Annotated in this window: 26 protein-coding genes and 2 pseudogenes; 7 read left to right on the top strand and 21 right to left on the bottom strand. The window is 53.6% G+C overall.

Features of this window, described 5'->3' with window-relative positions; translation table 11 throughout:
- Positions 1–62: 62 nt before the first annotated feature.
- The 7 genes from QEN58_RS03290 to QEN58_RS03260 all read right to left on the bottom strand — a co-directional run bounded on the left by QEN58_RS03290 (position 63) and on the right by QEN58_RS03260 (position 6,982).
- The gene (locus QEN58_RS03290) at positions 63–1,367 is read right to left on the bottom strand and encodes a TRAP transporter large permease (RefSeq protein ID WP_280105737.1); all 1,305 of its coding nucleotides are present in this window, start codon (positions 1,365–1,367) and stop codon (positions 63–65) included.
- Between the two features lie 25 nt (positions 1,368–1,392).
- Positions 1,393–1,905 (bottom strand): TRAP transporter small permease, encoded by a 513-nt coding sequence (locus tag QEN58_RS03285; protein ID WP_280105736.1) that lies wholly within the window; start codon positions 1,903–1,905, stop codon positions 1,393–1,395.
- Positions 1,902–2,921 carry a TRAP transporter substrate-binding protein gene (locus QEN58_RS03280; RefSeq protein ID WP_280105735.1) on the bottom strand — a complete coding sequence of 340 codons (1,020 nt, stop codon included), beginning with the start codon at positions 2,919–2,921 and terminating at the stop codon, positions 1,902–1,904. Before QEN58_RS03280 ends, QEN58_RS03285 begins: the two co-directional genes overlap by 4 nt.
- A 134-nt stretch (positions 2,922–3,055) precedes the next feature.
- A complete protein-coding gene (locus QEN58_RS03275) occupies positions 3,056–3,304 on the bottom strand; it encodes a YkoF family thiamine/hydroxymethylpyrimidine-binding protein (protein WP_280105734.1) in 249 nt (82 codons plus the stop codon).
- Positions 3,305–3,313: 9 nt separating this feature from the next.
- Positions 3,314–4,141 carry an alpha/beta fold hydrolase gene (locus tag QEN58_RS03270; RefSeq protein WP_280105733.1) on the bottom strand — a complete coding sequence of 276 codons (828 nt, stop codon included), beginning with the start codon at positions 4,139–4,141 and terminating at the stop codon, positions 3,314–3,316.
- 128 nt (positions 4,142–4,269) lie between these two features.
- A complete protein-coding gene (gene dinB / locus QEN58_RS03265; protein WP_280105732.1) occupies positions 4,270–5,316 on the bottom strand; it encodes a DNA polymerase IV in 1,047 nt (348 codons plus the stop codon).
- 202 nt (positions 5,317–5,518) lie between these two features.
- Positions 5,519–6,982, bottom strand: coding sequence for a protein adenylyltransferase SelO (locus QEN58_RS03260; protein WP_280105731.1), 1,464 nt, complete (start codon positions 6,980–6,982; stop codon positions 5,519–5,521).
- Between the two features lie 82 nt (positions 6,983–7,064).
- Between QEN58_RS03260 and QEN58_RS03255 the strand changes: the two genes are divergently transcribed.
- Positions 7,065–7,676: a DNA-3-methyladenine glycosylase gene (locus QEN58_RS03255; RefSeq protein ID WP_280105730.1), complete on the top strand. Its 612-nt coding sequence runs from the start codon at positions 7,065–7,067 to the stop codon at positions 7,674–7,676.
- Positions 7,677–7,849: 173 nt separating this feature from the next.
- On the opposite strand, the gene QEN58_RS03250 is transcribed toward QEN58_RS03255, so the two are convergent.
- On the bottom strand, positions 7,850–8,605 hold the full coding sequence (locus QEN58_RS03250) for an SDR family NAD(P)-dependent oxidoreductase (RefSeq protein WP_280105729.1): 756 nt from the start codon (positions 8,603–8,605) through the stop codon (positions 7,850–7,852).
- A gap of 143 nt (positions 8,606–8,748) precedes the next feature.
- Here QEN58_RS03250 and QEN58_RS03245 point away from each other — a divergent pair, with 143 nt between their 5' ends.
- On the top strand, positions 8,749–9,645 hold the full coding sequence (locus QEN58_RS03245) for an AraC family transcriptional regulator (RefSeq protein ID WP_280105727.1): 897 nt from the start codon (positions 8,749–8,751) through the stop codon (positions 9,643–9,645).
- A gap of 51 nt (positions 9,646–9,696) precedes the next feature.
- Here the strand turns inward: QEN58_RS03245 and QEN58_RS03240 are convergent, their stop codons facing one another.
- Positions 9,697–10,563 carry an NAD-dependent protein deacetylase gene (locus QEN58_RS03240; protein ID WP_425270301.1) on the bottom strand — a complete coding sequence of 289 codons (867 nt, stop codon included), beginning with the start codon at positions 10,561–10,563 and terminating at the stop codon, positions 9,697–9,699.
- A 106-nt stretch (positions 10,564–10,669) separates the two neighbouring features.
- Between QEN58_RS03240 and QEN58_RS03235 the strand changes: the two genes are divergently transcribed.
- Together QEN58_RS03235 and QEN58_RS03230 are read left to right on the top strand one after the other, a co-directional pair.
- Positions 10,670–11,842: a UbiH/UbiF/VisC/COQ6 family ubiquinone biosynthesis hydroxylase gene (locus QEN58_RS03235; protein ID WP_280105725.1), complete on the top strand. Its 1,173-nt coding sequence runs from the start codon at positions 10,670–10,672 to the stop codon at positions 11,840–11,842.
- Positions 11,843–11,916: 74 nt separating this feature from the next.
- Positions 11,917–13,110: an E22 family MetX-like putative esterase gene (locus QEN58_RS03230; RefSeq protein ID WP_280105724.1), complete on the top strand. Its 1,194-nt coding sequence runs from the start codon at positions 11,917–11,919 to the stop codon at positions 13,108–13,110.
- Positions 13,111–13,203: 93 nt separating this feature from the next.
- Here the strand turns inward: QEN58_RS03230 and QEN58_RS03225 are convergent, their stop codons facing one another.
- Entirely contained in the window at positions 13,204–13,857 is a 654-nt protein-coding gene (locus QEN58_RS03225; RefSeq protein WP_280105723.1) for a DsbA family oxidoreductase, read from the bottom strand.
- Positions 13,858–13,956: 99 nt separating this feature from the next.
- Between QEN58_RS03225 and QEN58_RS03220 the strand changes: the two genes are divergently transcribed.
- Positions 13,957–14,379, top strand: coding sequence for a hypothetical protein (locus tag QEN58_RS03220; protein WP_280105722.1), 423 nt, complete (start codon positions 13,957–13,959; stop codon positions 14,377–14,379).
- 106 nt (positions 14,380–14,485) lie between these two features.
- On the opposite strand, the gene QEN58_RS03215 is transcribed toward QEN58_RS03220, so the two are convergent.
- From QEN58_RS03215 to QEN58_RS03195, 5 genes are all read right to left on the bottom strand, one after another.
- Complete coding sequence (locus QEN58_RS03215) at positions 14,486–14,773, bottom strand: HigA family addiction module antitoxin (protein ID WP_022520034.1); 288 nt, start codon at positions 14,771–14,773, stop codon at positions 14,486–14,488.
- A gap of 10 nt (positions 14,774–14,783) precedes the next feature.
- Complete coding sequence (locus QEN58_RS03210; RefSeq protein ID WP_280105721.1) at positions 14,784–15,062, bottom strand: type II toxin-antitoxin system RelE/ParE family toxin; 279 nt, start codon at positions 15,060–15,062, stop codon at positions 14,784–14,786.
- A 126-nt stretch (positions 15,063–15,188) separates the two neighbouring features.
- A complete protein-coding gene (locus QEN58_RS03205) occupies positions 15,189–15,626 on the bottom strand; it encodes an MBL fold metallo-hydrolase (protein ID WP_280105720.1) in 438 nt (145 codons plus the stop codon).
- Positions 15,627–15,901: 275 nt separating this feature from the next.
- Complete coding sequence (locus QEN58_RS03200) at positions 15,902–16,024, bottom strand: hypothetical protein (protein WP_280105719.1); 123 nt, start codon at positions 16,022–16,024, stop codon at positions 15,902–15,904.
- A gap of 240 nt (positions 16,025–16,264) precedes the next feature.
- Positions 16,265–17,293 (bottom strand): S8 family peptidase, encoded by a 1,029-nt coding sequence (locus tag QEN58_RS03195; RefSeq protein ID WP_280105718.1) that lies wholly within the window; start codon positions 17,291–17,293, stop codon positions 16,265–16,267.
- Positions 17,294–17,896: 603 nt separating this feature from the next.
- Between QEN58_RS03195 and QEN58_RS03190 the strand changes: the two are divergent.
- A pseudogene (locus QEN58_RS03190) lies at positions 17,897–19,002 on the top strand (IS3 family transposase).
- Here QEN58_RS03190 and QEN58_RS03185 read toward each other — a convergent pair.
- From QEN58_RS03185 to QEN58_RS19480, 6 genes and pseudogenes are all read right to left on the bottom strand, one after another.
- The gene (locus QEN58_RS03185; RefSeq protein ID WP_280105717.1) at positions 18,976–19,473 is read right to left on the bottom strand and encodes a GNAT family N-acetyltransferase; all 498 of its coding nucleotides are present in this window, start codon (positions 19,471–19,473) and stop codon (positions 18,976–18,978) included. The pseudogene QEN58_RS03190 and the gene QEN58_RS03185 overlap by 27 nt on opposite strands.
- An 81-nt stretch (positions 19,474–19,554) precedes the next feature.
- Entirely contained in the window at positions 19,555–19,830 is a 276-nt protein-coding gene (locus tag QEN58_RS03180) for a hypothetical protein (protein ID WP_280105716.1), read from the bottom strand.
- A 360-nt stretch (positions 19,831–20,190) separates the two neighbouring features.
- Positions 20,191–21,054 carry an EamA family transporter gene (locus QEN58_RS03175; RefSeq protein ID WP_280105715.1) on the bottom strand — a complete coding sequence of 288 codons (864 nt, stop codon included), beginning with the start codon at positions 21,052–21,054 and terminating at the stop codon, positions 20,191–20,193.
- 326 nt (positions 21,055–21,380) lie between these two features.
- Positions 21,381–22,676 (bottom strand): MFS transporter, encoded by a 1,296-nt coding sequence (locus tag QEN58_RS03170; protein WP_280105714.1) that lies wholly within the window; start codon positions 22,674–22,676, stop codon positions 21,381–21,383.
- Positions 22,669–23,427, bottom strand: a complete 759-nt coding sequence (locus QEN58_RS03165) for an SRPBCC family protein (RefSeq protein WP_280105713.1) — start codon at positions 23,425–23,427, stop codon at positions 22,669–22,671. The genes QEN58_RS03170 and QEN58_RS03165 overlap by 8 nt, the downstream gene beginning before the upstream one ends.
- 18 nt (positions 23,428–23,445) lie before the next feature.
- Positions 23,446–23,754: pseudogene (locus QEN58_RS19480) on the bottom strand (aromatic ring-hydroxylating oxygenase subunit alpha); the annotation flags it as partial.
- Positions 23,755–24,023: 269 nt separating this feature from the next.
- Here QEN58_RS19480 and QEN58_RS03160 point away from each other — a divergent pair.
- Positions 24,024–24,917: a LysR family transcriptional regulator gene (locus QEN58_RS03160; protein ID WP_280105712.1), complete on the top strand. Its 894-nt coding sequence runs from the start codon at positions 24,024–24,026 to the stop codon at positions 24,915–24,917.
- The last annotated feature ends 51 nt before the right edge of the window (positions 24,918–24,968 follow it).

The following is a 24,968-nucleotide window of genomic DNA, read 5'->3' as shown; positions in this document are numbered from 1 at the left end:
GAAACAAACGCCGCCCCATCGGGCGGCGTTTTTATTTTTACTTGTGTGGACACCTGACCGGTTTATTGCGACATGAAGCGTGGCAGCCACAAGGCAATATCCGGCCATACGCTGATGATCAAGGCTGCCACGCACATCAGCAGGAAGAAGGGTAGCGCTGCCAATGCCACCCGGCTGATGCTTTCCCCCGTCAGGCTTTGCAGCACAAACAGGTTGAACCCTACCGGAGGCGTTATCTGGCCAAGTTCAATCATGATGATCAGGAAGATGCCAAACCAGATCGGATCGAACCCCGCCAACAGCACGATCGGCAGCGTAATCGGCAGGCTCATCACGGTGATCGAAATACCGTCCAGGAAAAGCCCCAGCACCACATAGAAAACCGCCAGCGCCAGCAGCAACAACATCGGGCTAAAGTTTTGCGCGGCGATCCACCCCGCAAGCTCCCGGGGCAGATGCAGATAGCCCATCGCCGTGGAGAGCAGCGTGGCGGTAATCAACAGGCTGCACACCATGATACTGGTGATTAACGTGCCTCTGAACGCCTCGATAAACAGCCGCACCGTCAGCTGGCGCTCGACGCCGAGCAGCACCAACGTCGCGGCCACGCCCACCGCCGCCGCCTCTGAGGGCGTGGCAATACCGCTATAAATAGAGCCAATCACGATGCTAATCAACACCAGCACGGGCAGCAGCAACAAGATGGATTGCCCTACACTCTGGCCAGACGCCGCCTGTTTGGGTGCCAGCGAAGGCGATAGATAGCATCTAGTGCCGATATACGCGCTGTACAGCAGCGCAATTAACAGGCCCGGCACTACCCCCGCCATAAACAGCTGACTAATGGAGACTTCCGCCTGGACGCCATAGACGATCATCACGATAGAAGGCGGAATCAACAGTCCCAGGCTACCGGCGCCCGCTAGCGAACCGATCGACAGGTTGCGGTCGTACCCCCTCGTTTTCAGCTCCTGAGTGGTGATTTTGCCAATCGTCGCGGTAGTCGCCGCGCTGGAGCCGCTCACCGCCGCAAACAGCGTACAGCCAAGCACGTTGGTGTGGAGAATGCCGCCAGGCAAATGGCGGGTGATCGGCACCAGTCCTTTGAAAAGCCGCTCGGAAATATTGGAGCGAAAAATCAGCTCACCCATCAAAATAAACAGCGGAATAGCCGATAACTCCCAGCTATTACTGGCTCGGTAGAGAATTCGCGAGAAAATCAGGCCAATACGATCAGCACCGAAGTCGCCAAACAGCCAAAGCGAGCCGATGGACACGGCCAGCATGGATGCAAAAATCCAGGTGCCCATCGACAAAAAGAACAACAGCAGTACGCCAACCCCGACGGCCGACCAAAAAATATCCATAACGCCTTTCCTATTAGTCGCTGCTTCAATTGACGCTAGACGAGTAGCCTGAACGCAGAACCATTATTTTTAGGGCTCTGACTAACAGCGTGATGGAAATTAACCACATGCCCGCGAGGATGGCGCTCTCCGGCAGCCAAATAGGCGTCTCTGCCATGGTTTCACTGACAGTACCGCGGCTGTAGCTACGCAGAACGTTCTGAAACCAGAAGGTCGAGAGCCACACAAAGCAGCCCGCCGTTACCAGGCTGCTGAATAGCTCCAGCGGCCAGCGCATGGTTTCAGGAAAGCGTTCCAGAAGAAGCGAGACACGGATCAGCCCGCCCTTCTCGAGCACATAAGGCAGGCCTAAAAATGACATCGTGGCCACGGCATAGCCGATATACTCATCGAGGATAAACGTCGAGTAGCCAAACAGCCTCAGTGTTATCTCTAACAGGATATGGCCGAGCATATAAATAATGAGCAACACGGCAATGACAGCACCGACCCGATTGAGCAGTTGAGAGATACGCTCGATGATATTGAGCGCCCTCATTCAGCGCCTCGGAACTCGCTCAGGATAGACTCGCCGTCATCACCGGTATTCTCCAGCCAGCTCTCGACCACGCCACTGGCGGCTTCCTTGAGAGGCGTTAGCAACTCGTCCGAGACGGGATCACTGATCGCGACGTCGTGCTCACCCAGCGTCCGGTAGTTTTCTTCGGTACGCGTTTCAACCGCTTCCCAGTTGTGTTGGTCAGTCAGGCTGGCCACTTCCATGACCGCATCCTGTTGAGCGTCGGTAAGCGATTCGAATGCATCGCGATTCATGTGCACCATGTTAAGGGGAATGGCGTACTGAACCCCGGCAAAGTAATTCTGATGTTCCCAAAAACTGGCATTGGCCCCCGCTTCGGCGGACGTTAACACCGCCTCGATACCGCCGGTGGCCAGTTGGGGTACCACATCGGCCCAGGACAGGCCGACCGGCGAGGCACCTACATTTCTAAATGTCTCGGTACCGTTACGGTCAAAGGTGCGAATCTTCAGGTTCTCAAGATCGTCCTGACTCGCGACCTCGTCTTCAGACCAGATACCGCTCGGCGGCCAGGGCGAGGCATACAGCAGCACCTGGTTATTATCGGCGAACACCGCTTCATAATAGGGTTTCGCTATGTCATAAAGTCGCCGCGCATCAGCAACGTCGTCGACAACAAATGGGAGCGAAGAGAGTAGAAACAGCGAATCGATGCCGCTCATGGTGCCAGAGAGGGTATCGGCTATCTCGACGGCGCCATCGGCCACGCCATAAAAATGATCACCGGAATTAAAGCCGAGCGAGCCACCCGTATGCAGCGTGATATCAATATCGCCATCAGTTAATTCGGCAAGCTTATCAATAAAATAGGCATCGCCCTGAGCGTGAATGGAGGACGCATTATACTCATTGGAGAAGTCCATACTGACCGACTGGGAATGCGCATAGCCACTGACGAGCAACGCCCCCAGCGCCATCGAAAGTGTTTTACCCACACGAGGAAGTTTGTTATTTAAATCAGTAGGATGGAACATTCTCTTAACCCCTATTTTTGATTGGCATAGGGATTAAACTACAGCCATTTGGGAACCATTTATGTCCCATAGCGACGCGAACGGACCAGACAACGACACGCCGCCCAGTGGGCGGCGTTGCCTATGCTGCGTGATTAGCGTGGTCGACGATCGCCTTCGAGGAAGTTAGCCGTGAAGACCGCTTTGCCATGGGTCTCAAACGACCACCTCATCACCTCGCTTAACGCTGCCATTACCTCATCGAACTCGCCAAATACCTGAGTGCTCATGCGATTCGGGTGCACTTCTAATCCTGTCGCTTCCAGGCGTTTCACCACCTCTTTGACCACCGGCTTAAAATCATCGGCGAGCGGGTAATAGCTAAGTTGTACGGAAAGATACATAACGCCTCCTTACGCTGTATGAGAAGACTGGCGGGTGCTGGCGATACGGCGCCAGGCAGCCAGTATGGCGGCACGCGTCTCATCTGGGTGCTCCATCGGGAACATATGCGTACCGGGCACCTCGCTCACCGATAACCCCTTGCGCCTCAACCGTTTGATACGAGACGCCGTCAACAGGTGCGACTCGTTACCGGCCACCAGTTCGAGCGGCACGCCCAGCCGCTGCGGCAGGCGCGAAAGGTGATCCGGTAGATGGCGGAAAATTTCCACCTCAATCCGCGGATCAAAGGTCAGTTCGGCACTGCCGTCGTCTAACAAGCGCGTCCCTGCTTCAATGTAGTCGTTGAGCGCCTCTGGGGTAAAGCGGCGAAACAGGCCCCGGCGACTCAGCGAGTTAGCCATCGCCTCGCGGCTCGGCCACACAGTGCGCCGCCCCAAGGTTTTACCTGCAGGTGTAACCCGATCCACAAACCCAAACCGCTTGGCGGCTTTCATTGCCCAGGCGTCCGTTCCCAGCATTAGTGGTGGGTCGAGCATAATCACTCCGCAGAAGCGCTCAGGCTGTTTATCCGCGGCCATGGCCATCAAGGTGCCACCCAGCGAATGCCCCACGCCCAGCAGCGGCGTATCGCTCTCTGGCAGGTAGCCCAGCAGCTCATCTACCAAGTTGCCCCAGTTGTGATTAACGGGGTAATCAGGGTGGTGGCCTAGGCGATCCAAAGGATGCAGATCAAACGTCTCTGCCAGCGGGTTGAGCAGGCTGCGATAGCTTAACCCTGGAAAACCATTGGCGTGGGCAAACACTAGACGGGGACGTTGGGCAGCATTAGCAGGCATGGCAAGTCTCGCGCGTTAAAAGGCAGGAAGACGGCTCATGTGAAAACGTTCATTTACGCCGCCTATCATACATCTGTTTTAACGCGCTACTGAATGAGCGTCAATCAGCATAAGGATTAACAGGCTAATTAAAACAGCGACAGCTGATGCTCCTGGCTGTTGTCCGCCAGCCGATACCCCACGCCCAGCAGGCGCACGGGCCGCTCGCCCCTGGCCCAGCCAACGTTAAGCAGGGTTTCGAACTGGGCAAGATTGGGCGCTGGGTCGGCGTGTTCGACGGTGGTTTGGGTAAAGTCGCTAAACTTCACTTTGACTATCAGCCCGCGCACCGCCAGGGGTGGATCAAGCCGTGCATAGCGGCGCTCTAAATCTTCGATCAGCGCGGGTAGTTCACGACGGCAGGCGTCGAGGTTGGGTAAATCCTGGGCGTAGGTCTGTTCGGTGCTGACCGATTTGCGCTCCCGGTGGGTTTTTACCGGGCGCTCGTCCCGCCCCCAGCTTAGCTCGTGCAGCCGCCGTCCAAAGCGTCCAAAGTGTTCGACCAGTTCTGTCAGCGTGCGGGTACGCAGATCGGCGCAGGTATGGATATCCAGTCCCGCCAGTTTTTCGGCCGTGCGCGGGCCAACGCCGTGGATTTTCTTGACCGGCAATTGCTGTACGAAGCTATCGACTTTATCCGGCGTAATCACGCAAAGGCCGTCGGGTTTGTTCCAGTCGCTGGCAATTTTGGCCAGAAACTTGTTGGGTGCCACGCCAGCGGAAACGGTAATGCCCACTTCACGGCTCACCCTTTCGCGGATCGCTTCCGCCATTAACGTGGCGCTACCGTGATGCTGGGTGACCTCCGAAACATCCAGAAACGCCTCATCCAAAGAGAGCGGTTCGATCAATTCAGTCACATCGCGATAAATGGCGAAGACCTGCCGGGCGACCACTTTGTATTTGGCCATATCGCCGCGAATCACGGTCAAATGGGGGCAGCGCTTGAGCGCCTGGCCCATGGGCATCGCCGAGTGAATACCAAACTCGCGGGCGGGGTAGTTACAGGTGGCAACGACCCCACGCTGCTCGACACTGCCGCCAATGGCAATCGGGATATCCCGCAGCGCGGGGTTATCGCGCATTTCCACTGCTGCATAAAAGCAGTCACAGTCGCAGTGAATGATTTTGCGCACCGGCTACCCTTCTACCTGTAAAAAATCACAGTTTATCACAGGGGATACGAGATGGTTCATAACCTCTATCACACTCTAAACCAGCCGGAACAACCCTACGCGGGGGCGCTGTGAACCCCTCCTTGGGCGCTACTTTCGCCATCCATGGCGAAAGACCCCCGCTACGGATTGATTCCGTCCTCAGCGCAATGGCATTAGCTCTTTATGTGCCGCAGAACGTTCTTAATACCTGTTCGCTATCGGTGGCGGGTGCCGCTAAACGGCGCGCTTCTACGGAGTCATCGAATGGCTGGGTGACGACCGCTAACAGCATATGAAAAGGCGCAAAGTCACCGTCGTAAGCGGCATCGATGACCTCTTGAACCCGGTGGTTGCGGGGAATAATCACCGGGTTGGCGCTTCGCATGGCGGCAAAGCGTTGGTTATCTTGATTCGCCACCTGCGCGGCCTGCCAAGTGCCCAGCCACGCCGTTAGCTCATTGGGTTGGGTCGTTAGCGCCAACAGCCCCTCGCGGTGCTCATCACTCATTGAGGCAGCGTATTGGGTGAGTGCATCAAAGGTAGCGGTCATATCCATCCGGCCCTGGTGCATCTGGCTTTCCAACCCTTCCATAAGCAGTGCTGCCTGGTCGCTTTCTGGAGGAAGGCCCAGTTTATCGGCATGCAAACGGCGCTGCTCGGCATCAAACAATGGATTAAAGCGGCGAATGATCTCGGTGGCCTGCTCCACCAAGGCGTCGCCCTCTTCGCGCATCAGCGGCAGCAGCGTTTCGGCAAAGCGGGCCAGGTTCCACTGGGCAATCGCCGGTTGATTGGCAAACGCATAGCGGCGGCCTTGATCGATGGAGCTAAACACCTTCTGCGGATCAAACTGCTCCATAAAGGCACAGGGGCCGTAATCGATGGTTTCACCGGCAATGCTGCAATTATCGGTATTCATCACGCCATGGATAAAGCCGATGCTCATCCAACGGGCGATCAGCACCGCTTGGCGGGCCACCACTGATTCCAGCAGCGCCAGATAGGGGTCTTCCGCATTGGCGGCTTCCGGGTAGTGACGCTCGATGACATGATCCGCCAGCGCTTTTAACAATGCTTCATCCCGTTTCGCGGCGGCAAATTGGAAGGTGCCCACACGAATATGGCTGCTCGCCACGCGGGTAAAGACGGCGCCGGGCTCGGCCATTTGCCGCACCACCCGCTCACCGCTGGTGACGGCCGCAAGGGCTCGGGTGGTGGGGATGCCCATCGCCGCCATAAACTCACTGACCAGATATTCGCGCAGCACCGGCCCTAGCGGCGAACGACCATCGCCACCACGGGAAAACGGCGTGCGTCCGCTGCCTTTTAACTGCACATCGCGGCGAACGCCATTCTGGTCGATCACTTCCCCCAGCAGCAGCGCACGACCATCGCCCAGTTGCGGCACGAAGTTGCCGAACTGGTGGCCTGCGTAACCTAATGCGCCCGGCTTGGCATCCGGCATGGGCTGGTTGCCGCTAAACCACTCAGCAAGCGTGGCAGGATCAGGAATCTCTTGGGCGCCCAGCTCATGGGCAAGCGGCGCATTGAACGCGATCAGCGCCGGGCTGGCCACCGGCGTCGCTTGGGTGGCGACCCAGAGGGGTTCAGGTAAGGTGGAATAGAGATGTTCGAATGGCAGCACGATAAGCTCCGCTTTATGTGGCAATGTCTATCTAATACCCTAGCATTCTACTCAACTAAACGCCGAGACGATGTTGCCAAACATGCCAAATGTTAAAAACAGCCAGCTGACGCCCCTCCCCCGTGATTTCTATAATCGCGACACGCTTGAAGTGGCGAAAGACATGCTCGGCTGCTGGCTGGTGCGCGAACATAACGGCAAGCAGATGGCGGCAAGAATCGTCGAAACCGAAGCCTACTGCGGTGCTGAAGACACCGCCTGCCATGCCCACCGACGCCGCTCGCCGCGCACTGAGGCGATGTTCGGCCCTGCGGGCCACGCCTATGTCTACCTCGTTTACGGCATGCACTGGTTACTGAACGTGGTAACCGAGCCGGAAGGCTCGCCCTGCGCGGTGCTGATTCGTGCGGTAGAGCCCACCTTTAACGAAGCCGCCATGCGCGCCACCCGCCAAGCCGTAGGTAAACAGCTCTGCAATGGCCCCGGCAAGCTCACACGTGCGTTGATGGTCGATAAAGCACTTTATGGCCATGATATGACCCAGGCAGACAAGCTGTGGATTAGCGCCGCTACGCATGACGCCTCGATAGTTAGCGGCCCACGTGTGGGTATTGATTACGCCCAGCCCGAGCACCGCGATGCGCCCTGGAGGCTCTGGCTGGAAGACAATTCGTGGGTATCGAAAGCGCGCTAGCGCCTTTGCAGGTAACCCACAGAAGCCACACCATAGAAAGTGGCGGCAAACTGTCAATCGCTGTTACAACCAGTGCTATAGTTACGTCCCTCTTCAATGAAGCGAGGCCCCAGCACGGGGGTGCAGAGGCCTCTGGCGAAGCTATTGTCCTAGCTTTAGAAATGTATCTTTAATCAGATATTTTGACCACCGGACACTTCAATCCGCTGCGCATTAACCCAGCGATTTTCAGCCCCAAGCAGACTGGCGACTACCGGACCAATATCGTCGGGCACGCCGACACGGCCAAGGGCCGTCATGCTAGCGAACGCGTCGTTATAGTCTGGCGTATCACGTACCGCACCACCCAAAAAGTCAGTCTCAATCGCACCTGGGGCAATCGTGTTTACAGTAATGCCGCGGCTACCCAACTCTTTGGCCAAATAAACACTGAGTACTTCGATGGCACCCTTTGCTGCAGAATAAGCTGAGAACCCCGGGAAGGCGGCACGAGTTAGACCGGAAGAAAAATTCACAATGCGCCCGCCATCGGTAAGCAATGGAAGAAGCGCTTGAGTCAGGAAGAACACGCCTTTGACATGAACATTGAATAGCAGGTCGAATTGAGCTTCTGTCGTCTCGGCAAAAGGCACCATTTCACCATGCCCCGCGTTATTAACAAGATGGTCAAAGCTGTCTCGCCCCCATTTGGACTTCAACGCCGAACGAACACTTTCGACGAAAGCGGGTATGGCATCAATCTCGCTAACGTCGAGGGGCAGCGCAACGGCTTTACGCCCCATGCTCTCAATTTCAGCTACCACGGCGTTTGCGCCCTCAACGCCACTGCGATAGGTGAAGATGACATCGCCGCCATGGCGGGCAATATTGATAGCAGTATTACGGCCAAGTCCGCGGCTACCACCGGTAATAATTGAAATAGTCGTCATGAAAAGCTCCTGTGCTGGTGAGCATTGTGCCCATCAGTACTATCGCCGACACGCTCCTATCCTTGTTGCTGGATACTCGGCACCTTTTGCCTATTCCTCCAATAATATTGCGAGAAGAAAGGGTATCGCTTAATGTTTAATTCATGAATGAAAACCTACTTGAGACAGTGCACCGCTATGCCGAGGCACGCGTTGGTTCGACGACCAGCGTTACTCAAACACCTATCCCTGGTTTGACGATTATTCGTCAGACTAGGCCTACTGCATTGCACTTCAATATAGACAAACCGTTGGTGGCCATGGTGCTTCAAGGCAGCAAACGAGTCATCATGGGAAACCGCACTTATGACCTTGGCGCAGGCGAGTCCCTCGTGATTACCGCTGATGTCCCCACCGTTAGTCAGATCACGCGGGCTAGTATCAAAGCCCCCTACCTCTCGCTCGTACTTGAACTTGATCCCGCCGTCATTGAGGATCTTGCCGTTGAGATAGATGCCAGCTCGCTAGACACCGATAGGCCCGTCCGTGTTGATACAACAGAGAGAGACGTTTCTGACGCTGCATTGCGCCTAATGCGTCTTATTGAGCGCCCAGGATCATTGGCTATACTCCAGAATCAGTTGATTCGAGAGCTGCATTTTTGGCTGATGACAGGACGCCAAGGCACTGCAATTCGACGCCTTGGTGTTGTTGGCAGCCACGCCAATCGCATTGCACGCGCGGTGTCATTCATCCGTCAACATTTTGCTGAGCCGCTCCGCATAGAGCAACTGGCAGAAACCGCAGGTATGAGCCTATCTTCGTTTCATGAGCATTTCAGATCCATCACTTCCCTGACGCCTCTCCAATTTCAAAAGCAGCTCCGTTTGATCGAGGCTCGTAGGATGATGTTGTCGAAGGGAGAGATAATCAGCCACGCGGCTTATGCAGTTGGTTACGAGAGTGTCTCGCAGTTCACGCGCGAGTATAGCCGCCTGTTTGGATTGCCCCCAGGACGCGATATAAAAAACATCAAAGCGCGAACGCAGTCAGTCGCTTAACCCGTTTATTATGGCTTCTCTTGCTACAAGACATTGAATAAAAAAGGGTTATCAACTGCGCTCTGCACCCTTTAAACAGCGCACCGCCTGCTCAAGCACTGGCGTCAACCCCGCCCGCCACTGGTGGGTCAATAGCGCATCCGCACGAGTCACGCCGAGCGAGAGCGACGCTAGCGGCATGCCCCGCTCATGGGCGGCGCGGCAAAAACGGTAGCCGGAAAACACCATTAATGAGGTGCCCACGGCCAGCACCGCATCCGCCTCAGCCAGCGCCACCTGCGCTTCTAACCTGCGTTCGGCGGGTACCACATCGCCGTAAAACACCACGTCGGGCTTTAGGATGCCGCTACAGCGCGGGCAGTCGAAAATACGAAAGGAGCTAAAGTCGGTTTCCAGATCGGCGTCGCCATCCGGGGCGTGACCGGCCTGCAAGCCTGCAAAGCTAGGATTCATCCTCGCCATTTCTTCATGCATAGCGTGGCGCATCATTTGATAGTCGCACACCATGCATTTGACCATATCCGCACGACCATGCAGGTCGATCACCCGGCGTGAACCGGCGCGCTGGTGCAGGCGGTCAACGTTTTGGGTCACCAACTGATGGATATAGCCCTGGGATTCAAGCGTGGCTAACGCACGGTGGGCGCCGCTGGCCTGAGCTTCGCGCATGGCGCTGAAACCGATCAACGCCCTCGCCCAGTAGCGCTGGCGAACGTGATGCGAGCTCATGAAGTCGCCATGCTGCACCGGCGGCGGCCGCTTCCACTGACCGTCCGCATCACGATAGTCAGGAATACCGCTGTCAGTACTGACGCCCGCACCGGTAATCACCCACAGTTTCGGATGCTGCTGAATAAAGGCTGCCAGCTCCTCGCCCGCCTGGGTAACGCTTTTTGCAATTTCCACGCCCTGCGTCAATAGTTCACCTCTAGGCAATGTGGCTTAAACTCAATGATACTGTATGGCGGAAGCGGGCCATGTCACGCGCCCTTTAACGGTTATTGTGCACCCAGGAGATACTCTTATGCAGCACGATCATGACATTATTATTGTCGGTGGCGGCATGGTGGGCGCCGCCCTGGCGGCCCGCGTGGGTCATGCGGGCTTCTCCGTGGGGTTGGTGGAACACGGCGACGCCCCGACGCCCCCTAGCGGTGACTACGACCTGCGTATTTCATCGCTGAATGCCCGCTCGTTAGCGTTCGTTAAGGCCAGCGGCACGACTTTACCTGAGGAGCGTTGCTGCCCTTTTCGGCATATCGATGTCTCCAACCAGGACGGCACCGGCCACTCGCTGTTTTCCGCTAAAGATAGCGGCATGGATGACTTCGGCATCTTTATCGAAAACCGCACGCTGCAGTACGCCCTATGGCAGCGCCTGGAACAGCTGCCCAGCGTTACCTGCTACACCCAGTGCGCACCGTTAAGTACGATCACCTCAACCACTGGCCGCCTGCTGGAGCTGGATAATGGCAAAACCCTAAGCGCACGTCTGATCGTCGGCGCCGACGGCGCGCAATCGACCCTGCGCGAGCTAGCGGGGATCAGTGTTAGCAGCTACGACTACCACCAGCGGGCGATGATCATTAACGTGGAAACCGAACTGCCCCAGCAGGACGTCAGTTGGCAGGTCTTCACCCCCACCGGCCCGATTGCAATGCTGCCACTGCCCGGCCATCGCGCTTCCCTGGTGTGGTACGACGCAGATAAAACCACCCAAGCCCGCGAACAGCTTGACGACGACGCGCTTAAAACAGCCATTGAAATGGCGTTTCCTAAACGCCTGGGTAACCTCATCCGCATCGTCGCCCGGGCCAGCTTTCCCATCAAGCGCCAACACGCCCACCGCTATATCGGTAAGCGCCTGGCACTGATTGGCGATGCCGCCCATGTGGTGCATCCGTTGGCAGGCCAAGGCTTGAATATCGGCCTTCACGACGCTGATACGCTTGCCGAGATCATCATTCAAGGCCGCGACCCAGGCGACTATGTCAACCTACTCCGCTTTGAGTGCCAGCGCCGCGCGGCTAACCAAGCGATGATCGCCGCAACCGACACGTTTCATCACCTGTTTACCGGGGCCAAACCGCTGCGCCAACTGGGTGATTTAAGCCTGCAGCTCGCCGAGCGCTTCCCGTTTGCCAAGCGCATGATGATGCAGCAAGCCAACGGCTTGAATCCATTCAAAATGCACTAGGGTCTACTACGCTGAGAGGGTGGCTGCGATAGCGGCCAAAACAATCACAATAATCCCTCTTTTAAGGCGACCCTATGACACTTTCACGACAAACGCTGTTCACGGCAACACTCTGTTCCGGCCTTGGCCTGCTGCTGGCTTCCCCTCTCTGGGCCTGGGATGGCGTCGTCGAGAAACAGACCTTCGAAATGGACAGCTTCACCACCCAGGGCGGCGAGACGATTCCCAACGTCACGGTGGGCTGGGAAGCCTACGGCGAGCTCAACGACGCCCGCGATAACGTCATTCTGATTACCCACTTTTTCTCCGGCACCAGCCATGCGGCAGGCCGCTATGAGGCAGAGGGGCAGCCGACCGGCTACTGGGATGCGATCATTGGCCCCGGCAAGCCGCTGGATACCGATGAGTACTACATCATCTCCTCGGATACCCTGGTCAACCTCGGTGCCAATGACCCCAACGTCACCACCACCGGGCCCGCTACCATCAATCCTGAAACCGGCGAACCCTGGGGCATGGACTTCCCGGTCGTCACCATCCGCGATTTTGTCGAGGTACAGCGCGAGCTACTGGAGAGCCAAGGCATTGAATCGCTGCATGCGGTGATGGGCGCCTCGATGGGCGCGCTACAGGCGATTGAGTGGGCCAGCGCCTACCCTGACCGAGTCGAGCGCTTAATCTCCGTGATTGGCGGCGGCGTTACCGACCCGTGGCTGCTGGCAACCCTAAGCGCCTGGGCAGCACCGATTAGATTGGATGCCAACTGGAATGAGGGTAACTACTACGACGGCGAGCCGCCCACCGAGGGACTAAAAGAAGCGCTGAAGCTGGTGACGCTCAACGCCAACCACTGGCAGTGGACCAACGAAACGTTTAACCGCGACTGGGCCGACGAAGCGCGCGACCCGGCTGAGGACATCAACGCCCGCTACGCGATCGAGCAAACCCTGGATGACATCGCCGCCGCTCGTGCCGAGACATCCGATGCCAACCACCTGCTCTACCTGGTACGCGCCAACCAAACCTTTATGGCAGGCCACGGCGACTCGCTAGAGGAAGGACTTGCCGCCATCGAAGCACCGACCCTGATGCTGTATAGCGAAAACGATCTTGTCTTCGCGCCCCAAGGCGTGCGCCGCACCGCCGAGCTGATTGAAGCAGACGGCACCGACGTGACGATTGAAACCCTGGAAGGTACTCGCGGCCACTTGGATGGCGTGGTTTCCATCGACCAAGCCAGTGATACGTTGCGGGAATTTTTACAGTAAGGGGGGAGCGCTGGCTTTTAGACTAAAGCCAGCGCTTAAGAAGTCGCAATATGAACCAGACTGACTAGCCGCTAGGCCAGAGCCTCTAAAACGTTAGCGGCTAGCGTTTTCCTCAGCTACCTGACGAAGCGCATCGACCAACACGTCGGCAGGCTGGGCGCCTGAAATCAGGTAGCGTCCATCTAGAATAAATGCCGGTACGGCGTTTACCCCTGCGTCCATAAAGCGCTGTTCTGCCGCTCGCACTTCGTCCGCGTACTGATCGGAGCGGGCGATGGCCTCAGCGGTATCACCGTCAAGCCCAACCTCAATGGCCTTCTCACGCAGCACCGCTGGGTCGGCGGGGTTCTTCGCCTCACCGAAATAGGCCTCGAACAGTGCCAGTTGCAGGGCTGTCTCTTGGTTTTGCGTTCCGGCCCACGCCAGCACGCGGTGGGCCGCGAAGGTATTGTTCGCCCGACGCTCCAGGGCACCGCGGAAATTCAGGCCAAGCTCTTCGGCGGCGGCCATAATCTCGCGCTGGGACTGCTCCATGGTGGCCGCATCTTTACCGTACTTGCGGCACAAGTGCTCCAGGATCGGCTCACCCTCGGACGGCATATCGCGGTTCAGCTCAAAAGGCTGCCAGACCAACTCAACATCAATCTCGCCATTGAGTGTCTCTAGCGCTTGCTCCAAGCGCCGGTAGCCGATCGCGCACCACGGGCAGGCCACATCGGATACCAGGTCGATTCTTACCTTTTGCATTTTGTTTACCCCTTCGGCATATCCCAAAATTCGATCAAACTAAACAAAGCATGGTACGTGTATAAAGTGCGTAACGGCAGTAGTGATTAGGAGACAGATATGGCAAAAGCAGCGTTAGCGTTAAGTACCCTGTTACTTATCAGCGGGTGTGCTCAACACAGCAATGGCACCGCATCAGGCGCGCCGGACTCAGGTGCGTCGACCGAGCAAAACCAGCCCCATCACCAGGAGACCGATCAATGGGTCGGCCGCTGGATTGGCGTGGAAGGGTTATTCCTGGAAATCAGCAAGGACGATTCTGCAGGCCCGGGCCATTATCTCCTTCACATGCGCTACGGCCTGGATGCCGATCAAAGCGGCACCTTCGAAGGGCAGGCCACCGCCGAGGGCATTCGCTTCAACCGCGGAGGTGGCCCACAGCTGCTTAGTGCGGGCGACGGCGAAGCCACCGGCATGAAGTGGTTATTAGAAAAAGAAGACTGCCTGGTAGTCGCAACAGGCGAAGGCTATTGCCGCGACTGATCTGCGCGGCAAGCACTCAAGGAGCGGCGGGATGACATCGGCTATTCGCCCGCAAGTTCAGCAAAGTGGTCCGGTTTATCCAGGGTGTACTTAAACCACCGCTGCTTTAGGCGGCAACCAGCCGCTTTACTTTAAGCTCTTTACGATGCTGTTCGGCGTGCCAGAGTTCGTATTGGGACTGCTGGTTCAGCCAGCTTTCCGCAGAGGTATCAAACGCGATAGAAAGCCGCACCGCCATTTCAGGGCTAATACCGGCCTTGCCGTTCAGGACAGCACTCAGCGTTTTGCGGCTTACTCCCAGCGCTTCCGCTGCGGCTGTCACAGTAAGACCTAAGGGCTCCAAGCAAAGCTCGCGTAATACTTCACCAGGGTGGGGAGGATTGTGCATCAACATGGGCGCTGCCTCAGTGGTAATCTTCATAATTCACTATCTCGGCATCTCCGTCCTCAAACCGAAACGTCACTCGCCAGTTACCACTAACCGTGACTGACCAGATACCAGAGCGATTTCCTGAGAGTTCGTGCAACCGAAGGCCTGGTAAGTCCATATCTTTGGTATCTGACGCAGCATTGAGCCGACCAAGAATAAGCCGAAGCCTCTTTGCATGAGCGGCCTGAATCCCTGCAGTGCTGCCGGATTTGAAGAACTTTGCCAAACCTTTGTGTTTGAAGCTTCGGATCATCTCTAAAATGTACCCTGCAACGTATCAGGTGTCAAAGACATAGCGTTGCTTAAGCATGGCCGAGCAGTTTTCAGCATATTTTCTCTTGCAGAGGCACCTAAACGCTGATGACGAGTATCGAAAAGGTTACTCGCCCGCCACTTCAGCAAAGCGGCCCGCTTTATCCAGGGTGTATTCGCCAAAATCCCGCGCCAGGTAAAGCGAGCCCGAATAGTCGCTCTGGGCTTCTTTGCGAATGTCCTCGATGGAAGGCGACGCAAAGGGGTGGAGCTGGTAACGGGGGCTAAAGTGCGTCAGCACCAAGTTGGGCAGTTGGACCGTTTCGGCAAACGCGGCGACAAGCTTGGCGTAGCTATGCCCCACATCACCAGCCTTCTGGGCCATCTCTTCGGTGTAGGCGGCTTCATGCACCAGCACCTGCGCCCCCACGCAGGCATCCATCAACAAGTCAGGCTGGTCATTGTCCCCAGCAATCACCACTTTTCTCGGCTTGTGCTTGAAGATCAGGTAGTCATGGCTTTTTAACCGCTCACCCTCAAACTCAACATCAAACCCTTGCTTCAACTGCCCCCCATATAGGCCCTCTCGGAATGCTCTTTTGGGTCAGCTTTTCAATGTTTAAATCAGTGTCGACATTTCGCTCAGTAAATCCATAGGCATAGGACGGCGCCCGTGGGCTCAGCGATATGTTAGCAATTGTCGTTCAGTGCCTAGGCGCGCCCTTTTTGGATGACACGGTAGCACTGAACATACAAGCTCTCGACCAATCGAACCTGTTAGCGTTATACAATTGCTTTAAGAGCGTCTAGTGTAAGCACTCTCCATTTCCTACGGCAACATCAGCCTTTGGATACCTGAACGAAAAACGGAATTGCCTGCTGGGCTGCGCGATTGGCTGTGGGTGACATGCCACCGCTGTTGCCCGTTTGGGAGCGGGCAACAGCGGTGAAACGATGGCTCATAAGCTAGTCGGAAACAATCTTTGAAGTCATGCTCACGAACTATGAATTAGAAAGCTTTTCCTCAAGGTTTTGCATCTTGCTCTTAGGGAAAAATGGAACAAATCCTGCCCAGAAAGAATAGTTGTACGTCTTCAGGGCTTTATTGGTAGAGTTCGCAGCGGTACCTGTACTGAAATCCGAAGCAGTTAGGTTATTCAGCAAGGCAGCCTTAATCTGATCTACTTGAGCGCCAGTGCTAGGCTATCTAGAGCCTTCAAGAAGTAGTGCAATTGTACCAGCTACTAGCGGGCAAGACAGACTGGTTCCATTAGCAGCCATGCCACGACCAAGACGGCCTAAACAATCTACCTGGGTGCCTGGAGCCCACAAATCTATATTAGAACCATAACAGGAAGCGTACCCAGAAGGCCAGATGCTACGATTCATATTGGTATCATGGGCCCCCACAGAAATAACATCCTCAAAAGCGGCGGGCACTTGGTTTACTCCCCCATATTCGTTCCAGTTCTCGTATTCATAGTCACTGTTCCCGCTGGAGGCCACAAGAACGATACCAGCAGTTTTTAGCTCATGATAAGCGTAGCGGTACTCCTCTTGGATTGCATCATGCTCCCCTTCAAGACTAGAGGATAATCCACTGAAAGACATAGACACTACAGACGGGGTGTTAGTTGTCTTGGCCCAATGATGCCATGCTACAGTATCCAGTGCTTCGTAGATGTTAGAACGAGGAAAAGGCCCGTCACCTATACGGCAACTATAGATATCTGCATTCTTAGCAACACCATACTGGCTACCTGCTGCTACGGACGCAACTATCGTACCGTGATCGCTTGTGTTCCAGGTTCTGTTATCTAGGCTATAAAGGTAGTTAACTCGTTCACCAAACTCAGGTAAGTCTCCATTAACCCCGCTATCTAATATGTAAATATCAACATTACCACCACCACGATTGTAATAATAAGCATCATGATATGGGCGACTTAACGACTTCAATGCCCATCCTGCGTTTGTTTGCTTGATAGCCTGTCCTGGGTTTCCGCCTGGACTTGGGACTATGATCGTTTGTGCCACATCAGGATAAATAACACTGTCTTCTGTCACAGTCAGAACACCTGGAAAGCTCTCAACTTCTGCCTTACTCCGATCGGTTGAGATAATGACCAAACGATGCAGAGCTCGTCCCTTGCCTACCTTCCCAGCAAAGAACCTTTCAGCCTTTTCACGGTCAAATTTTTCAGGATTAATAGTCGTAATGTATTTAGTCAATGCGTTCTCCTGTTGCTTCGTCCTTACGGTGATTATACGGTCATCCCCATAGCCTTAATGAATGGGAATTTTCATTGAGGTTACGCTCTAACCTAATCTTACCTTATCCCATTATTTATTTTTTTGCTAATTTAATTTTGGAAGCATCTTCGGATTTACCTTCTTGTTCATTTGACTATAGCCAACAAGTAAGTGGGCAATCATGTTTAATCACACTATTAGTTCCGTAGTTATCAAGCAGCAGGTGTACCTTATTACAGCAGATCAAACGTAAGGTAGATACTCAGCGGCACCTATACATACTTCATCTACCGTAACATGGTTTCGATTTAACTCTGGCGAGTAAGTCGAGACAACTTGGCGCACACCTTTAACCATCCCCAGGACTATCTTAAGCCGGAACGCCTAGATCTGTGATGCATGCTGGCATTATCGAGTACTACGAAGGTGAAGATATTGGGCTTTTTAGGCCCATGTTGTAGTTAGCCAAAGCTGGTATACCTATCGGCCCATATAATCAGATGCTTCCTAGGCATGCAACTTCACCCCTGATTGAGTAGCGCTACACGTTAGGATCCGATCCTATACGTAAGGAGATTGGACATGAAAAAGCGTTTCAGCGAAGAACAGATCATTGGGTTCCTGGGCGAAGCCGAAGCGGGGTTCCCCATAAAGGAGCTATGCCGTCGGCACGGCTTCTCGGAAGCCATCTATTACCTTTGGCGCAGTAAGTTTAACGGAATGAGCTTGCCAGACGCTAAACGACTAAAAGAACTCGAAACTGAAAATACCCAATTAATGAAGCTGCTTGCCAAGTCGCTACTGGAGATGGAGGTCACTCGCGAGGCGCTGAAAAAAAAGTTGTGAGCGCTCCTGCCCGCCGAGAGATGGTGCGCTTCATGGTGTCACGTGGTCTGAGTGAGCGCCGAGCGCTCTGTGTCATCCGCATGAGTGCGAGTTCGTTGCGCTATCAAGCGTCCCCTGATCGCAACAAAGCACTCCGTGAACGCATTGCTAGCTTGGGCGCTATGGCGCTGGCATGATCTACCTGAAGCTGCGTCAAGCCAGCGAGCAAGTCAATCATAAGCGCGTCGAGCTCCTCTACACCGCCGCTCAGTTGCAGGTAAAACGCCGAAAGCCTAAGAGGGTGCCTACCTCTGAGCGAAAGCCCCTGGGCCGCCCTTGTGCCGCCAATCAGGTTTGGTCAATCGGTTTTGTGTTTGACCGAACGGCAGAGGACGCGTGATTAAGAATCTCACCGTTGTCGACGACGCCACCCATGAAGCCGTGGCAATCGTGCTTGAGCGTGCGATTGGCAGGCTGTCATTAACACGAATGCTGGATCACTTGGCTTTACACCGAGGATTATCTAAGGCCATTCGTACGGATAATGGCAAGGAGTTCTGTGGGCGCGCGATGCTGGCGTGGGCTCATCTACATGGCGTTGCACTGTTTTTAATCGAACCTAGACAACCCAATCAACGCCTACATCGAATCATTTAATGGGCGCTTTTGAGATGAATGCCTGAAGGAGCACTGGTTTCACCAGCCTGCACCACGCCAGGGTCGTCATCGAAGCATGGCGACGGGAATATAACCAGGAAAGACCGAAGAAGGGACTCGGCGGGTTAACCCCTTCCGCCTATGCCGAGCAACTGGCATTAAAACACGATAAAGTAACTTCAGACTCTAAACCCGGATGCTGCTGAGAAAGGGGGGATGTCGGTTGTACTCATGAACAATAAGTCATATGTAGACTCAGACTCGATAACAAAGAAGCCAAGGCTTGAATACAAAGAACAAGCAGCATGGTTATCTCGATAGACGCGCAGCGTAACCGTCGATGCGCCAGTGGATTGCTTGGCCTTTTCGATGAGCTTTTCGCAAAGCAAGCGGCCTGCGCCATTTCCTCTTGCTTCAGGCGAAATAATAATCCTACCGATATGCACAGCACCCAGCTTTCCGGGCCAGAACTGGCCAAAACCGACGCAGTTGTTATGGATACCGGATAAACAATAACTTGAGCATCCCTCTACGGCGAGTAACTCAGGCAAGTTTTCTGAAACGAAGGGAAATGGCACGGAAGGGCCAGCCCAGCGAGAACAGGCTTTCTCATCACTGATCCAAGTCGCAATAGCCTCATAATCGGCTTTTTTGGGTGTTCGCAGAGTTGTTTTCATATGTCTAACATCGTTCAGCATGCGTGGTTACGAAATGGAGGCGAAGCCGCAATGTAATAGACGTCGCCGGGACTGGCCTTGTTATGCTTTGAATCCAGGTGGAATGTCCCAAAGTTGCACCTCAATATAAAGCTCAAAGTCAGTTTCCCAATATCGCTCATAAGGAACAACATGGTTATTGTCAGGAACTCCAAACCGCTCAACGAGCTCGCTCATCTCGCTAAGCAAAAACACTTGATTGAAGTAAGGCTTATCGTCTCGGGATAACGCAATAAAGCTATCCGGATAGGTCAAGGACGTTGTTTCAGGGTCAAGCTCCGATAGAGGTATTTTTAGCTCACTTTGGTCTGCGTTCAAATCACCAAACCAAGGAGATTCTCCAAGTACGAGATAATAGGGATGACGACAGCGAGACTTACCACCTCGCGCAACGAAAAGTTCACGCAGCCGAGCTTCAACCTTGCTGCGAACTTCAATGTAGTTCCTGCCGTAGCACTGTCGATAGACGGGATCACGCTGATGACGCGTGTCAGAAGATCTAAAAAGACTGGATATTCTGAGCCCGCTGGAAGTTCGGAGAGACTCCGAAATGGGCGAACCTCAGGTAAATAGTAATGGGTAGCAAATTCTGGGAGTCTCATCTCAATATCACGCCTGACAGTGATTCTGCGCGCCACTGCAAAACTTCAATCAATGCGCCGCGCGTTTATTGAAGTTTTACAGCCAATAACAAGCGGGTTCTCTTGAGGGTTTTATTAAGGCTTGTAGCGTGACAAAGCAATGCCGCAAGCGATCAGGCCTGAAGAAACAAACCGCCATACGCCGAAGCCCTCTTTCAGAATGAGAGTGGAAATCAGCGCCGCGAAAAGTACGCTGGTTTCTCGTAGAGCCGATACCATGCCGAGAGGAGCGTAGGCCATGGCCCAGATAACGATCCAATACGCACCGACCTGCATTCCACCGCCAACAACGGCGGGTGCCAAATTGCTGGATATAACTCTTTTTATCTCCTTGGCTTTCCATGTCAGAGCAATCGCAAACGTCAGCAAGCCGTTGCCGAGGGTCAATAAAACCGCAAAGCCGAGCACCGAGGCCACCTACCAGCGTGTAGGAGGCAATCAGGGCGCCCGTACCAAGAGCAAGAAGTATGGCGCGGGGGTTTCTGGTAATACCGGCATGGGTATCGAATGAAAGGGACATCACGCCAACGCCAAGAAACAGCACACCAAACAGCGGTAGCATCCCCAACATTTCGCCAGCGAATGCGGCTGCGCCAAGGGTAACAAGTAATGGCGCCGATCCACGCGCTATGGGATACACCTGACCGAAATCGCCATAGTGGTAAGCCATGGGCAGGCAAAAGTGATATGCGGTATGAATCAAGATGGCCAAGCCAAGCAGCGGCCAACTGGCAGAATCGGGGAGTGCCACGAAAGGCAAGGCGAATACAGAAACTAGACTGCCCAATAAGGTAATCACCGCCATGACGGCGATCCTGTCGCCACTCACTTTAACGATCGCATTCCAGCTTGCGTTAAAGATAGCAGCGAGCAATACAATCATTGTTATTTCTAGGCTCATATCACTGTATCCTTGAGAAACAGGATGCAACGTTAAGAAAAACTAGCTTTTCCAGCATAGTCTAAATTCGTATGCCTGGATGTTTTGCTACTTTTCCCCACACAAACTACTGCTGCTTTAGCCTTCGCTGCTTTTCTAGCAATTGAGTTAAACTGTTCGACGAACATTTGCAGTGACTATCCCATAACACGATGTAAGTCCCTCTTCACCTAAGGCACATACCAAACCAAGAGAAACTGGGTTAAATAGCCTCACTGTAATCTTGAGGAATACCATCACCTGTGTAGTGCATCGCCCTTATAGCAGCATCAGAACACACTATCTCGTCACTCATTTAGCTTCTCATTCGCTAGGCTCCGTTCTTTCAACAGCAAGGATGCCACTACTCCCAAGCCGCTTATAGTTAAGGGTAGAATCAACGCGAGTTGATAGCTCTGAAGGCTTGGAACAGTTTCGGGGTCAGCAGCAGAGACGCTATCAAGAATGATCCCAAAACCTGATTGAACCAAAGCAGCGGTCAGGAAGGCACCCATATTAACGAGAGCAGTCGCAAAGCCAACATTCGCCAAGGCGACTGACTCTTTGGTAGCCGCAAAAATGACCCCGACCGGCCCGCCAGAGAGTCCTAAAAGTACAAACAGTGCCATTGCCACTCCGCCAGGCTCCCACTCTGCAAACGCCATAAGCGCCCATACCGCGACGGATAACATAGCCGTCACAACAATGATGGGTTTCTTCGCCCCAATCCGGTCAGCGATCCACCCCCAAAATAAAGAGCTCAAACCATACACCGTTAAAGCAACGGTGGCATATTGTGCTGCTTGCGCTGGTTGGATGCTGAATCCATCGGTCAATAGCGGTACAGCCCATAGCCCTAAAAATGCATACAAGGTTCCGTTGGTAGCCGCGACACAAACAAATAGTAACCATACCTGGCGCTCTCTAAAGACATATCGATTTCCGCGCAGTATTGGATGCACAGTCGTCTTGGCTTTCGAGTCACGTATCCGCTTTGGTGCTGGGTCGTCTTTACAGAAAAAAAGCAGACATGCAGTGGCCAATAAGGTTAAGGCTGCGAAGAAAAGGACGACTTCTCTCCAGTTGAACCAATGCAACAAATACGCTGTCGGGGTCTGCGCTATTACGCTTCCTAGCGCAGCCAGTAGCATGGTTGTGCCCATAACAAGGGAATGGCGCTCTGGGGAAAACCAAGTAGCGTTGTAACTCATCAGGGCGACAAATACAGCTGACAGGCCCAGCCCCAATAACGCTGACCCCACAAGCAAAACGACAAGATTCGGCGCAAAACCAAAGGAAAAAGCACCTATCGCCGTTACTATACCGCCGATAATGCCACCCTTCCGTATCCCCACCGAGTCAGTAAAAATGCCAGCGGGCACCTGCATCAGCGTATAAACCCAGAAATGCATTGATGCCACAATGCCGAGTGTCGTAGCTGTCAAGCGAAGCTCTTGTTGCATACTCCCTGAAAGGGTCGAGGGGGCAAAGCGGAAAAAAAAACCACTCATGAAGATGCTAATGAGTAAGCACCAGCCTCCCCACTTGAGCCAAGCTATTGGCATCCGCAGGCGCTTACCCATAACGGTATCCGTGCTATTCATACCCCGCCTCCAGGAGCAATGTTTCGATTAGCCCCGAAAAGTAGGCGGCGACAGGTTCAACTGGTGTGTAATGCCCTTGCACACGATTGTTCAATCCTTCCAGTTGGTATTCACAAATCTGGTCATCCTCTAGAATTACTTGATCAAGGCGTTCGAAATAGTGTGGCGCGATCTCGTTAAAGTCATGCCTCGCCAAGGTTTCATCATGAAATGCGTAACCAACATTGACGCTTGTGCGAGTAGCGGAGATTGGCGTCTTCTGAATCCACCACATAACTTCGGGTGCAGTTACAATGAAAAAACCTGGAAGAATGACGCTGAAATGGGTGCCTTCTGCTGCTTCGCCGATAACGTCACGGGGAGCTGGAAAGGCGAGGTTACGTTTTTCAGGAAATAATGCTGGAGAAAGAGAGTTCTGATGATAAACACCAAACCAGTTGCGATCATGTTCTACCGGCTTAACTGGCTGGCTACCAATCGAGCGACTGTGTATGAAGTTGGTATGGAGAGTCTCCATATCTACTTCAATGTATAACTTCCAATTTGTCGTTAATGCATAGGACTTTTCTTGAACACAATGCATTCTCTGAGTTTGGTGTGGTAGAGCCACCTTATCTATGTAGTTGCCTAGATAGACCTCAAGCGGCATCTCGTTTTCTTCATTAAGATTAATGAATACCAAACCAGCTACAGCTTCACATTGAACTGGAACCAGATTTAGATTTAACTTTTTAAGATCACTTCTTTTCACGCTCCCACTTAAGCCGGGAGCGCTCGTCAAATTGCCGAATGTGTCGTAAGACCACTTGTGAAAAGGGCATCTAAAGTGCGCATTCTTTCCGCAGCTTTCGCTCGTTAAAGGAGCCCCACGATGTCTACACGTGTTTAGAAAGGCTCGGATAATACCGTCTTCACTACGAACAACGATGACACTTCGTTCCAAAAACCGACGGCATACAAAACTTCCAACGTTAGGGAGAGCAGTCGAAAGGCAGGCAAAATGCCAGGCTGGAAAATGAATGGTCTGTAGTTCTCGTTCAAACCAGTGGTCATCTATATAGCATTCAGGCCGGAGCATTTTTGAGAGGTCTGTTTTATCGCACCCATCCTGAACGCCAGTGCGGTAGGAACTATTCGTATCTGTCATATTTGTATCCACGTGTTTGCTTTCAGAACAAGTGGTCTGAGCGTACAAAGCGACATGGGATAATTGGAAACGGAAATATTTGCTGAGGGGTATCAATTAATTCGATACTGGATCAGAGCCCTTTTTACATCACTCGGTCGCCACTTCAATTCATCAACATACATGGCGAATAAGACGATCCGACGGTAAGAGGTACCACAATGAAATGGAGCTTGGATCAGCTGCGCACATTTATCTATGTTGCAGATTTGGGCGGTTTTTCACGGGCGGGAGAGCGACTCTTTCTGGCCCAATCTACTGTCAGTTGGCAAGTTCAGCAGCTTGAACGCCAGATTGGCGCTCCACTGCTCTACCGCACCCCAAGCGGCGTTACCCTTACCGAAAAAGGCCATGCCTTCTATCTAAGGGCACAAAAGGTCATTAACGCAAACGATGAGGCTGAGCGATGGTTGGCGCAGAGCTTTGCTGATCGCCAGATCATTCGGTTCGCCACCACAGATTGCTACGCAACTTGTCTGTTGCCAAGCCTACTTGAGCTTTGGAAATGTCAGTTTCCCAATGTTCAAGTGACATTGGATTGTAGCTTCAGCACTGATATCTGGAAGCGCTTTAAAAACGGGGAATTCGATATTGCTCTGGCTCAGCATTGTCCTTCTGACATCGATGCAGAGCCTATTCGAGTTGAACCATTGGAGTGGGTTTGCGCCAGAAGTTCGCTCGTTTGGAAACAGAGTACGCTACCCGTCGCTTTATTCGAGTACGGCTGCCCTGACAGAGAATTCATCCTAAATGCACTCAAAGGCGCAGACCGTGAGTATAGAGTTGAGTTCGAAACCTACAGCTATGGAGGGCTTGTGGCAGCAGTGGAAAGCGGAGCTGTAGTTTCGGCACTGCCCAAATCAACGATACCACCCACCCTCAGGCGCCTGGATAGCCAGCATTGTCTCCCACGGCTGCCCTCTTTAAACGTAAATTTAGCAAGCCCCAAAAAAAGCAGTGATCGCATATGCAGCCAACTGTATGACGCTGTTGTACTGCACTTGGCCGAATACGAACAGAGTTTAACAATCAAAGGCAAGGAGTTACTCCAATAAGCACTGATTCACACTTCTAACAACTATGTACGTGAATGACCTCACTCCATT

The sequence above is a fragment of the Halomonas alkaliantarctica genome (assembly GCF_029854215.1).
Classification (GTDB): Bacteria; Pseudomonadota; Gammaproteobacteria; order Pseudomonadales; family Halomonadaceae; genus Vreelandella; species Vreelandella alkaliantarctica_A.
Note: the sequence above shows the minus strand (reverse complement) of the source record. Positions and strands in the feature narration are given on the sequence as shown.